Raw genomic sequence first — 11,310 nt, 5'->3', positions numbered from 1 at the left:
CGGTCCGGAGCGAACGGCCGTGGCCTACGCCCACGGACACCACGAAAGCGTGCTGCGCTCTCACGCCGCACGCACCGTCGCCGACTCGGCGGCGTACCTGGTGTCCTCGCTGTCCGCCGGCGCCCGCATCCTCGATGTGGGCGCCGGCCCCGGCACCATCACCGTCGACCTCGCCGACCGGGTCTTCCCGGGTCGGGTCGTCGGAGTGGATGCCGCCGCCGACGTGATCGAGATCGCCCGCGCCACCGCGGGGGACCGCCAGAACGTCGAGTTCCGCACCGGCGACGCGTACGCCCTCGACGTGCCCGACGGGTCGTTCGACATCGTGCACGCCCACCAGGTGCTGCAGCACCTCGCCCGCCCGGTCGAGGCGCTGCGCGAGTTCCGCAGGGTCGCCGGCCCCGACGGCCTGGTCGCGGTGCGCGACGTCGATTATGGCGGCGTGATCTGGCATCCGCGGATCCCCGCCCTCGACGACTGGCTCGAGGTCTATCACGGAGTGCACCGCGGGGTGTCGGGGGAGCCCGACGCCGGCCGGGTCCTGAAGGCCTGGGCCCGTGAGGCCGGTTTCACGCGTATCGAGACGAGTGCGAGCGTGTGGGTCTTCGACACCCCCGACAAACGCGCCTGGTGGGGTGGGATGTGGGCCGACCGCGTGCTCGCCTCGGCCTTCGCGGGACACGCGAAGAGGCTCGGACTCGCCGATGACGAGACGTTACAGCGGATCTCCGACGCGTGGCGCGAATGGGCGGCGGACGCCGACGGGTGGATCCTGCTGCCGCACGGCGAGGTGCTCGCCCGCTCGTGAATTCACCCGCGTGCGGCCGTGTCACCACGGCACGGTCGCACCGTGGCGGTCCAGGTAGTGCAGTCCCGGCGTCCCGTGCTGAGCCTCTATCGTGTCGACGAGCGGGGGAATGGCCTCGGCGATGTCGAGACCTGCACTCTCGCCGCCCATGTCGGTGCGGATCCAGCCGGGTGCCAGCAAGAGCAGCGTCTTCGGTTCGGCGGCGTGCCGCGCGGCGTAGCTCCGCATCAGCTGGTTCAGCGCCGCCTTCGACGCGCGGTAGACCTCGAAACCGCCGGAGGTGTTGTTCGCGACGCTGCCCTGGCCGGATGACATCACCGCGACGGTGCCCGTCTGAGGGACGAGGGCCGCGAGACGCTCCACGACACGCATGGTGCCCAGCGCGTTCGTCAACATGGTCCGCGTGAATGCGTCATCGGCGATGTCGGACGCCGGTTCGTCGACGGGTGCGAGAGAAATGCCCGCGACGACGAACAGCAGGTCGAACTGATCTCTCCCCAGCCGGTGCGCCAAAGCCGATATCTGCAGGGCATCGGTGACGTCGACATGCTCGACGGCGACCGGGAACCGCTCGGTCAGGGCGCGAAGCGTCTCGCTCTCGGCGTCACGGACCGTCGCGACGACCTCGACGCCCCGACGGGCGTACTCCTCGACGAGGGCGAGGCCGAGTCCCCGCGAGGCTCCGACGATCAACGCCCGGCGAGTGTGTGCTTCTGTCATGGCATCCTCCGCTCAACAAGTGATGAGCGAAACAGTACGCCTTCGCTCAACGTTTGTAGAGTGGAGATATGGAACGCACAGGGACGCGAGCCGAGAAGCGCGCCGCAACAGCCGACCGCATCCTCGAGGCCGCGCGCGAGGAGTTCGCCGAACGGGGGCCGGCCGGCGCGACGATTCGCCGGATCGCCGGTCGTGCGGGAGTCGACCCGTCGCTCGTGATGCAGCACTACGGCTCGAAGAGCGCTCTGTTCGCTCTGGCGGTACGACCCGTCGCCGAGCTCGACGAGGCGGACGGCAAGGTGGGCGTCCATCTGGAGCAGGTGCTGCTCGCTCGGTTCCATGAGCTCGACGCCCCCACCCGCGTGCTGATGCGCTCGATGCTGAGCTCACCGGAGGCCGCGGATGCGATGAGCGCCTATCTCGACGAGCGAGCCTCGGCCCTTGCCGCGGGCGGCGATCGAGACCGGCACCAGCGAGCGGCGATCCTCGTCGCATCGATCATGGGCGTGACCATCGCGCGGCACTTCCTCGACGTCCCCGCTCTTCGCGACATCGACGCGGAAACGGCGGCGCAGATCCTCGGAGAGATGCTTCCGGGCGGCGACTGAGCTCCGCTCGGACGCGTTCCGCGACGTCGGATGCCAGGATGAACAGGTGATCCGCGTCGACGCCCTCTACCGCTATCCCGTCAAAGGCTTCACACCCGAGAGACGCGACGCTCTCGTCATCCAAGACGACGGCCGCGTGCAGGGGGACCGCTCGCTCGTGTTCCGCTTCGCCGACGCCCTCGAGCCGGCGGACGCGACGTTCCCGAAGAGCCGCGGTCTCGCGCTGATGACGTTCCCCACGCTCGCACGGGTCGATCTGACCTTCGACGACGAGTCGCAGACGCTCCGGCTGCGGGTCGACGACATCGACGTCGAGGCCGATCTCAGTGAGAGCGGGCGCGCACGCCTGTCCGAGGCGGTGACGGCGTACCTGCGCACGACGAGCGACGCGAAGTTGCTGGAGGCCGACGGCATCCTGCCCCTCGGTCTTCTGGGCGACGGCCGCACGGCGCGCTTCCAGGACCGCCCGCGTGGTTTCGTCTCGCTCCACGGCGCGGCCTCGGTCGCCGCCCTGGATGCCACGGTCCCCGCGCCGGTGGACGATCGACGCTTCCGCTCGAACATCGTCGTCAAGGGCACCGCCGCCTGGGCGGAGCTCGACTGGAACGCTCGCGTGCGCATCGGTGAGGTGGTGTTCGAGGTGCAGAAGCCGATCGAGCGGTGCGCGGCGATCACCGCGAACCCGGACACGGGCGTGCGCGATGCGCGCCTGCTCCGCGTGCTCACGTCCGAGTTCGGCCAGGACGAGCCGACCCTCGGCATCCTGCTGCTCCCCGTCGAGGGCGGCGGCACGATCCGCACGGGCGACGAGGTTGTCGTCGACGCGTGACGCACGGCCCCGGTTCGGCGCTCAGGACGCGTCGTCGGGTCGGATGATCGGGATGCCGGTGGTCTCGACCGCGACCTTGCGGCGGTAGAGCTTTCGCTGCTCGGGCAGGGAGAGGTCGAAGATCACCGCGAGCACGCGGATGACGGTCGTCACGATAAGGCCGATCACCGCCGCCAGCGGAAGCGGGACGCCGAACGCCGCGGTCGTGGCGAGCACGACGCAGCCGCCCCCGGCGGCCACCGCGTAGAGCGAGCCGACGTGCATGATCGCGACCGGGAGACCCATGAGCACATCTCGCAGCACGCTTCCGCCCGCCGCGGAGAGAACCCCCACGAACACGGCGGGCACCGCCGGCATCCCCAATGCCAGGGCCTTGGACGTGCCGAAGGCGCCGAACAGACCGATCACGACGGCATCGAGCATGATGATCGCGCGGTTCAGCCGTTGGAAGATCCCCGACAGGAGCATTCCCACGATCGACGCCAGGGTCGCGGTGATGAGGTACCAGTTGCTCTGGAGCGTCGCGGGGGTGAGCCCGAGCAGCAGATCACGGATGAGACCGCCGCCCATCCCGAGCAGGATGCCGATGATCGCCACACCCAGCAGATCGAGGCGTCGCTGGCCCTGGAACCCCGAGGCGAACAGCGCCCCCTGAACACCGCCGAGGGCGACGGCGGTGAGATCCGCCCACAGGGGGATGACGAAGACCGAGGGGTTCACGGCATCCATTCTCCGGGAGTGACGCGAGCGGAGCGGACAGGCGCGTCAGAGTCTGCCGAGTTCGGCACGCTGCGGTCGCCGCGCTGGCTCCTCGGCCGCGCTCAGCCGGGCGGGCGACGCGACCGGGACCGCTGAGGATGCTGCGATATCACCGCACGCGGGTGCGCGTCCAGCGGCCGCGCGCGAGCGGTCGGTGAGGTTTCATCGTGACAGGGGGCCGTTTCGTGCTGCCGAGAACGTCGAGGCGGTCACGAACCGCAGAAGAGGTGTGCAGATGCACTGGGGGGCGAATTCGAGCGTGGCCGTGGCCGCTCTCATCGCGGGAGTGATCACGACCGTCGTCACGGCGATCATCCGACGGTCGCCGTCGCGCGCGACGGCCCGGGCCACACGAGAGGGCGTGCTCTTCGTGGTCTCGACGCGGATGTGGCAGCGCGTGTTGATCCGCACGGTCGGCATCGCGGTGCTTTCGCTCGGAGTGATCCTGCTGCTCGCGGCCGTCTTCGTGCGCGACCCCGAGATCGGCATGGTGATCGCGGGGGCGGCGATGCTGGCGGGAGGAATTCTGTTCCTCCTCCTCGCCCGGGGCATGAAACGTATGCGTCTGGAGGTCACTCCCGACTCGGTGTGGTCGTTCGGGCTCGTGCGCGGCCCCCAGCAGGTGCCGATCGCGGAAGTCACCGCTCTGGCCCCGAACCCGGGCGATCGGTTCGGGGGGATCCTCGCGCTGACGGGGAGCAAGACCCGCTTCGGGGCGACGCGCCTCATGCTGGGGTATCCGCAGTTCATCGACTTCCTGCAGCAGAGCCGCCCCGACCTGCCCGTCCCCGACGGTTCCTGGCCTCTTCAGGGACGGCAGAGTCCCGCTCGCTGACCGCGGGCGGCGCGTCACGGCCCCGCGCGGCCTCTTCTCGGGGGCCCGGGCGGATAATGGACTGTGCCCACCTACCGCGACGAGGTCGTGGTCCTGCGTACCCACAAGCTCGGGGAGGCGGACCGCATCCTCACTCTGCTGAGCCGTCGCAACGGCAAGATCCGCGCGGTCGCGAAGGGCGTACGACGCACCTCCTCGAAGTTCGGGTCTCGGCTCGAGCCGTTCATGGTCGCCGATGTGCAGCTGTCGACGGGACGCAACCTCGACATCGTGCAGCAGGCCGAGTCGCTCGGGTCGTACGGGGCCGACATCGTCACCGACTACGACCGCTACACCACCGCCAGCGCGATGGTCGAGACCGCCGACCGACTGAACGAGGCCGAGGCGACCCCGCAGCAGTATCTCCTGCTGGTCGGCGGCCTGCGCTCACTCGCCCGCGGAGAGCACGCCGAACGCAGCGTGCTCGACGCGTACCTGCTGCGCGCCATGGCTCTCTCCGGCTGGGCGCCGGGGTTGACCGAGTGCGCGCGCTGCGGCACGGTCGGCGATCACGACTACTTCCTGCCCCAGCTCGGGGGTGTCATCTGCTCCACCTGCGCCCCGGCGGGCTCACCCCGTGTGGCGCGCGACACGGTCGACGTGCTCCGCGCGCTCATGGCGGGGGAGTGGGAGGTCGTCGACGCCGCCCCGGGCCGAACGACCGCGGCGGCCTCCGGTCTCGTGGCGGCCTACGCGCAGTTCCATCTCGAACGTGGCATCCGTTCCCTCTCGCACCTGGAGTCGCATCGATGACCCCCAAACCGTTCACGCACCGCGACGCCGTGCCGTACCGCCCCCTCGACTGGACCGGCGAGTATCCGCCGAGCTACCCCAAGGGGTCCGTCCCCGAGCACGTCGCGATCGTGATGGACGGCAACGGCCGCTGGGCCAATCGGCAGGGCCTCACGCGCGTCGAGGGGCACCGGGCGGGCGAGGCCGCTCTGCTCGACGTCGTCGCCGGCGCCATCCAGGCGGGGGTGAAGCACCTGTCGGTCTACGCCTTCTCTACCGAGAACTGGTCGCGTTCCCCCGACGAGGTGCGCTTTCTCATGGGCTTCAATCGCGAGGTGCTGCACCGCCGCCGCGACCAGCTGAACGAATGGGGGGTGCGGATCCGCTGGTCGGGCCGGAAGCCCCGCCTGTGGGGTTCGGTGATCAAGGAGCTCCAGCACGCGGAGCGGCTCACCGAGGGCAACTCGACCCTCACGCTCACCATGTGCGTCAACTACGGCGGACGCGTCGAGATCGTCGATGCCATGCGCCGCATCGGCGACGACATCGCGGCCGGAAAGCTCAAGCCGTCCGCGGTGACCGAGAAGCTCATCCGCAAGAATCTGTATCAGCCCGACATGCCCGACGTCGATCTGTTCCTGCGCTCAAGCGGCGAGCAACGCACCTCGAACTTCCTCCTGTGGGAGTCGGCGTACGCCGAGATGGTGTTCCTGGACACCCTCTGGCCCGACTTCCGTCGCTCGCACCTGTGGGACGCGATCGGTCTGTACCTCTCGCGCGATCGCCGCTTCGGCGGGGCGGTGGACACCCCCACCGCGTGACGGATGCCGCGAACGGAATAGATCGACTCATCGAACGGTTGCACGCGATATGACGGATGCCATCAAGATCGACGTGTGGAGCGACATCGCCTGCCCCTGGTGCTACATCGGCAAGCGGAACCTCGAGAACGGCCTGGCCGCGACCGCGTCGGATGACGACGCCCCGGTCGTCGAGATCGAGTACCACTCGTTCGAGCTCTCGCCCGACACCCCCGAGGACTTCGACGGGGGAGAGGTCGATTACCTCTCGCAGCACAAAGGCATCTCTCCCGAATCGGCGCGCGAGATGCTCGACCGCGTGACCGGCGTCGCCGCAGAAGCCGGTCTCGAGTACCGCTTCGACATCCTGAAGCACACGAACACCGTCAAGGCGCACGAGCTGTTGCACTTCGCCAAAGAGAACGGCCGCCAGCTGGAGCTGGCCGAGCTGCTCATGTCGGCGTACTTCCTCGAGGGCCGCCACGTCGGCCGCGACGACGATCTCGTCGCTCTCGCCGTCGAGGCCGGGCTCGACCAGGATGCCGCCCGCGAGGCCCTCGCATCGCAGCGCTACCGACCCGCTGTGCGCGCCGACCAGGCTCAGGCGCAGCAGTACGGCATCACCGGCGTTCCCTTCTTCGTCATCGACGGCAAGTACGGCGTGAGCGGCGCTCAGCCCGTCGAGGCGTTCACGCAGATCGCCCGCCAGGTGTGGGGCGAGCGCCGCGAGGCAGCCGAGACCGCCGACGCGTGAGGCTCCTCCCCAGCGGTGCCCGTTCCCGGTTCATCGGGATCGGGCACCGCTGTCGTTATCCGTCTGGGAGAATGGTGCAGTGAACACGGCAATGGCTCCGACGCGGTCGCTCCGCATCGGCAACATCGAACTCGACGCTCCCGTCGTGCTCGCCCCGATGGCCGGCATCACGAACACGGCGTTTCGTCGCCTGTGTCGCGAATACGGTGCCGGGCTCTACGTGAGCGAGATGATCACGACACGCGCACTGGTGGAGCGCAACGACACCACCATGCGTCTGATCCGCCACCACGAGTCCGAGACCCCGCGGTCGATCCAGCTCTACGGCGTCGACCCCGCGACGGTCGAGACGGCCGTGAAGATGATCGTCGACGAGGACCACGCCGACCATGTCGACCTCAACTTCGGCTGCCCGGTGCCCAAGGTCACGCGCCGAGGCGGGGGAGCCGCTCTCCCCTGGAAGACGTCGCTCTTCCGCGAGATCGTGGAGCGCGCTGTGACCGCCGCGGGCGACATCCCGCTCACGATCAAGATGCGAAAGGGCATCGACGCCGACCACCTCACCTACCTCGAGGCCGGACGCATCGCCGAGGGCGCGGGAGTGGCGTCCATCGCGTTGCACGCCCGCACGGCATCCGAGTTCTACTCGGGCCACGCCGACTGGGCGGCGATCACCAAGCTCAAAGAGACGGTCACGAGCGTTCCCGTCCTCGGCAACGGCGACATCTGGTCGGCGGACGACGCCGTGCGCATGATGGACGAGACCGGCTGCGACGGCGTGGTCGTCGGTCGCGGCTGCCTCGGTCGGCCTTGGCTGTTCGGCGACCTCGCTCGCGCGCTCGGCGGCCCCGACGCGGCGCACGGCGACCCCGTCGACGCCACCCTGGGCTTCGTGGCCCGCGCTTTCCGCCGTCACGCCGAGTTGCTCGTCGAGTTCTTCGACGACGAGGGGCGCGGATGCCGTGACATCCGCAAGCACGTCGCCTGGTACTTCAAGGGGTACCCGGTCGGTGGAGAACTGCGCGCAGCCCTCGCGACCGCCTCGACCCTCGACGAGATCGACGAACTCCTCGCCACGATGGAGCTCGACGCGCCCTACCCCGGGGCCGCGGCCGAGGGACAGCGGGGTCGCGCCGGTACGCCCAAGCGCCCCGCCCTCCCCGACGGGTGGCTCGAGTCCCGCGAGATCGGTCACGAGGCCGGCCGCGAACTGGCCGCAGCGGAATTGCACCACAGTGGCGGGTGAGCTCTCGCCGGCGGTCGCTCGACCGGTCGGCTACGACGACGCCGATGCGGCACGCTTCCACGTCGAGAACCACCGATCCCAGCGCGATGACTTCGCGCGCGACCGCGCGCGCGTGCTGCACTCGGCGGCTCTTCGGCGTCTGGCCGCGAAGACGCAGGTGCTGAGCCCCGCAAGCCCCGCCGACTTCGCCCGCAACCGCCTCACGCATTCGCTCGAGGTCGCCCAGGTGGGCCGCGAATTGGCCACCGCCCTGCAGCTGTCGCCCGACGTCGTCGACACCGCCTGCCTGAGTCACGACCTGGGTCACCCGCCCTTCGGCCACAACGGAGAGCGCGCGCTCAACGACTGGGCGGCCGACATCGGCGGCTTCGAGGGCAACGCGCAGACGCTGCGCATCCTCACCCGCCTCGAGCCGAAGACCTTCGGCGCCGACGGCGAGCCCTTCGGCCTCAACCTCACCCGCTCGAGCCTCGACGCCACTTGCAAGTACCCGTGGACCATCGACGAGCCCGTCCCCGACCCGGGTGGGCGTCTCAAGTTCGGCGTCTACCCCGACGACGAGCCCGTGTTCCACTGGATGCGCGGGGGAGCCCCCGCCCGTCGGCGCTGCGTCGAGGCCGAGGTCATGGATCTCTCGGACGACATCGCCTACTCGGTGCACGACTTCGAAGACGCCGTGGTCAACCGCTACGTTGATCCCGTTCGTCTGGCATCCCGCGTCGGCCGAGAAGGATTGCTCGATGCGATCCAGAGCTGGGTGGGCTACGACTTCGTGCGCGACGACCTCGCGGCGGGCCTCGAACGGCTCATGGCCATGCCCGAGTGGATCCACTCCTTCGACGGCACGCGTCCCGCGCTCGCGCGGCTCAAGAACCTCACCTCCGACCTCATCGGTCGCTTCGCCCGCGCCGCGACCGCGGCGACCCGCGAGGCGTATCCCGCCGATCAGCTGACCCGGTATCGCGCGCACGTCATCGTGCCCGCCGAGGTCGAGGTCGAGATGGCGGTGCTCAAAGGCATCATCGGCGCGACGGTCGTCTCGATCGACGGCCGCAAGGTGCTGTATCGCGAGCAGCGCCACGTGCTCAAGCGCTTGGCATCCGCTCTCTGGGAGAACCCGGGGGCGCTCGACGCCCTGCACGCGCCCGACTTCGCCGCGGCGGTCGACGACCAGGCCCGGCGTCGGGTCGTCGTCGACCAGGTCGCGAGCCTCACCGACCAGCTCGCGATCGCGTGGCACGGACGACTCGTCGGAGAAGTGGATGCCGCGGAGCTCGGCGTCTGGGCACCCGGCGCGCGTAGCGCGCGAGGAGCGGATGCCTGATGCCCCGCATCCGCCAGTCCGACGTCGAAGAGGTCAAAGCGCGGGTCAACATCGCCGACGTCGTCGGTGAGCGCGTCGCGCTGAAATCCGCCGGCGTCGGCTCGATGAAGGGACTGTGCCCGTTCCACGACGAGCGCAGCCCCAGCTTCCACGTGCGCCCGCAGGTCGGCTACTACCACTGCTTCGGCTGCGGCGAGTCGGGAGACGTGTACTCGTTCCTTCGGGCGATGGACCACGTGTCGTTCACCGAGGCCGTCGAGCGCATGGCGGCGCGCGTCGGCTACACCCTCCACTACGAAGACGGCGGCCCCGCCCCCGAGACCACGGGGCGTTCGCGGCTGTACGCGGCCAACGCCGCCGCGGCGGAGTACTTCCGCGCCCAGCTCATGACGCCCGAAGCAGACACGGGGCGGCGCTTCCTCGGCGATCGCGGCTTCGACGCCGGAGCCGCCGCGCACTTCGGAGTCGGCTACGCCCCGAAGGGCTGGTCGCACCTCATGGATCACCTGCTCGCGCAGAAGTTCACCCGCGACGAGCTGCTGCAGGCGGGGCTCGTGTCCCAGGGACAGCGCGGTGTCTACGACCGGTTCCGCGGTCGTCTCGTGTGGCCGATCCGCGACGTCACCGGACAGGTCATCGGCTTCGGCGCGCGCAAACTCTTCGACGACGACCAGGGGCCGAAGTACCTCAACACCCCCGAGACGCCGATCTACAAGAAGGCGCAGGTCCTCTACGGCCTCGACCTCGCCAAGCGCGACATCTCGCGCTCGCACCGGGTCGTGGTCGTCGAGGGGTACACCGACGTCATGGCGTGCCATCTCGCCGGCATCACCACGGCCATCGCGTCGTGCGGCACGGCTTTCGGCACGGACCACATCACGGTGCTGCGTCGGGTCATGGGCGACGACAGCTCTTCGGGCGAAGTGGTCTTCACCTTCGATCCCGATGCCGCGGGGCAGAAGGCGGCGCTGCGCGCTTTCGCAGACGAGAAGCGCTTCGCCGCGCAGACGTACGTCGCCGTCGCCCCCGAGGGCCTGGATCCATGCGACCTGCGCCTCCAGCGCGGCGACGGTGCGGTGCGGGCGCTCATGGAGAACAAGGCGCCGATGTTCGAGTTCGTCATCGACCAGCGCCTGAAGGATTTCGACCTCTCCAGTGTCGAGGGCCGTGCCGGTGCTCTTCGCGCGGCCGCCCCGATCGTCGCCGACATCCGCGATCCCGCCCTGCGTCCGGGGTACGTGCGCGTACTCGCGCGCCGTCTCGGCCTCGACATGCCGGAGGTGCAGACGGCCGTCGAGCGTGCGGCTCGCGGTGCGGACCGCGCCGAGAAGCGTGAGACCCGCAAGGACTCCGAGCACGCACCGATCGCGATCTCGGTCACCATGGCGTCTCTGCCGAACAACCGCGACGTCGCCCTCGAGCGCGGTGCGATGATGGCGTTCCTGCAGTACGGGCATCGCATCGAGCCCGATGTCTTCCTGCGAGCGCTCCAGACGCCGTTCACGCATCCCGCTCTCGAGGCGGTGCGCAGCTCTCTGGCATCCACCGATCTGTCGCAGCCCGGCTGGGCCGTCGCCGCCGTCGAAGCCGTGCGCGAGCCGTTCCGCTCGCTGGCTGCCGAACTCTTGACCGCAGAATTCCCAGCACGCACCGAAGAGGGCGCCGTCGCCTCGGCGAACGACCTCGCCCGGGGTCTGCTGGTGCGCGAACTCGAGCGTGAGAAGAGCGAGCTGCTCCGCGGAATCCAGCGGGTGCCCGCCGATTCCGATGAGGGCAAGCGCCTGCGGTTCCGGCTGCGCGAGCTCGACGCCGACCGTCAGCGACTCATCGTCTCCTGAACGGGCACTGCCGCGCGC

At 69.7% G+C, this 11,310-nt stretch carries 12 protein-coding genes; 10 read left to right on the top strand and 2 right to left on the bottom strand.

Going from position 1 to position 11,310, the window contains the following annotated elements; all coding sequences use genetic code 11:
• Positions 1–19: 19 nt before the first annotated feature.
• Entirely contained in the window at positions 20–808 is a 789-nt protein-coding gene (locus tag AB6V29_RS01910; RefSeq protein WP_369356725.1) for a methyltransferase domain-containing protein, read from the top strand.
• Between the two features lie 21 nt (positions 809–829).
• Here AB6V29_RS01910 and AB6V29_RS01905 read toward each other — a convergent pair whose 3' ends face one another.
• The gene (locus tag AB6V29_RS01905; RefSeq protein ID WP_369356724.1) at positions 830–1,528 is read right to left on the bottom strand and encodes an SDR family oxidoreductase; all 699 of its coding nucleotides are present in this window, start codon (positions 1,526–1,528) and stop codon (positions 830–832) included.
• 68 nt (positions 1,529–1,596) lie between these two features.
• Between AB6V29_RS01905 and AB6V29_RS01900 the strand changes: the two genes are divergently transcribed.
• The gene (locus tag AB6V29_RS01900) at positions 1,597–2,136 is read left to right on the top strand and encodes a TetR/AcrR family transcriptional regulator (RefSeq protein WP_369356722.1); all 540 of its coding nucleotides are present in this window, start codon (positions 1,597–1,599) and stop codon (positions 2,134–2,136) included.
• A 46-nt stretch (positions 2,137–2,182) separates the two neighbouring features.
• Complete coding sequence (locus tag AB6V29_RS01895) at positions 2,183–2,965, top strand: MOSC domain-containing protein (RefSeq protein ID WP_369356720.1); 783 nt, start codon at positions 2,183–2,185, stop codon at positions 2,963–2,965.
• A 21-nt stretch (positions 2,966–2,986) separates the two neighbouring features.
• On the opposite strand, the gene AB6V29_RS01890 is transcribed toward AB6V29_RS01895, so the two are convergent.
• Positions 2,987–3,685: a trimeric intracellular cation channel family protein gene (locus tag AB6V29_RS01890; protein WP_267787204.1), complete on the bottom strand. Its 699-nt coding sequence runs from the start codon at positions 3,683–3,685 to the stop codon at positions 2,987–2,989.
• A 298-nt stretch (positions 3,686–3,983) separates the two neighbouring features.
• Between AB6V29_RS01890 and AB6V29_RS01885 the strand changes: the two genes are divergently transcribed.
• From AB6V29_RS01885 to dnaG, 7 genes are all read left to right on the top strand, one after another.
• Positions 3,984–4,559, top strand: coding sequence for a hypothetical protein (locus AB6V29_RS01885; protein WP_369356718.1), 576 nt, complete (start codon positions 3,984–3,986; stop codon positions 4,557–4,559).
• A 63-nt stretch (positions 4,560–4,622) separates the two neighbouring features.
• Entirely contained in the window at positions 4,623–5,351 is a 729-nt protein-coding gene (gene recO, locus AB6V29_RS01880; protein ID WP_267787206.1) for a DNA repair protein RecO, read from the top strand.
• Positions 5,348–6,151, top strand: coding sequence for an isoprenyl transferase (locus AB6V29_RS01875; protein ID WP_369356716.1), 804 nt, complete (start codon positions 5,348–5,350; stop codon positions 6,149–6,151). Before recO ends, AB6V29_RS01875 begins: the two co-directional genes overlap by 4 nt.
• 49 nt (positions 6,152–6,200) lie before the next feature.
• Complete coding sequence (locus AB6V29_RS01870; RefSeq protein WP_267787207.1) at positions 6,201–6,884, top strand: DsbA family protein; 684 nt, start codon at positions 6,201–6,203, stop codon at positions 6,882–6,884.
• A 91-nt stretch (positions 6,885–6,975) separates the two neighbouring features.
• Positions 6,976–8,130 (top strand): tRNA dihydrouridine synthase DusB, encoded by a 1,155-nt coding sequence (gene dusB, locus AB6V29_RS01865; protein WP_267789410.1) that lies wholly within the window; start codon positions 6,976–6,978, stop codon positions 8,128–8,130.
• Positions 8,120–9,454: a deoxyguanosinetriphosphate triphosphohydrolase gene (locus tag AB6V29_RS01860; protein ID WP_369356714.1), complete on the top strand. Its 1,335-nt coding sequence runs from the start codon at positions 8,120–8,122 to the stop codon at positions 9,452–9,454. Before dusB ends, AB6V29_RS01860 begins: the two co-directional genes overlap by 11 nt.
• Positions 9,454–11,292, top strand: a complete 1,839-nt coding sequence (gene dnaG, locus AB6V29_RS01855) for a DNA primase (protein WP_267787209.1) — start codon at positions 9,454–9,456, stop codon at positions 11,290–11,292. The genes AB6V29_RS01860 and dnaG overlap by 1 nt, the downstream gene beginning before the upstream one ends.
• Positions 11,293–11,310 lie beyond the last annotated feature (18 nt).

The organism is Microbacterium sp. 20-116, from assembly GCF_041079415.1.
Classification (GTDB): Bacteria; Actinomycetota; Actinomycetes; order Actinomycetales; family Microbacteriaceae; genus Microbacterium.
Note: the sequence above shows the minus strand (reverse complement) of the source record. Positions and strands in the feature narration are given on the sequence as shown.

Coding starts and splice junctions, on each gene's coding strand:
- AB6V29_RS01875 (WP_369356716.1), top strand. CDS start 5,348: ATGACCCCCAAACCGTTCACGCACCGCGACGCCGTGCCGTACCGCCCC.
- AB6V29_RS01905 (WP_369356724.1), bottom strand. CDS start 1,528: ATGACAGAAGCACACACTCGCCGGGCGTTGATCGTCGGAGCCTCGCGG.
- dusB (WP_267789410.1), top strand. CDS start 6,976: ATGGCTCCGACGCGGTCGCTCCGCATCGGCAACATCGAACTCGACGCT.
- AB6V29_RS01870 (WP_267787207.1), top strand. CDS start 6,201: ATGACGGATGCCATCAAGATCGACGTGTGGAGCGACATCGCCTGCCCC.
- dnaG (WP_267787209.1), top strand. CDS start 9,454: ATGCCCCGCATCCGCCAGTCCGACGTCGAAGAGGTCAAAGCGCGGGTC.
- AB6V29_RS01900 (WP_369356722.1), top strand. CDS start 1,597: ATGGAACGCACAGGGACGCGAGCCGAGAAGCGCGCCGCAACAGCCGAC.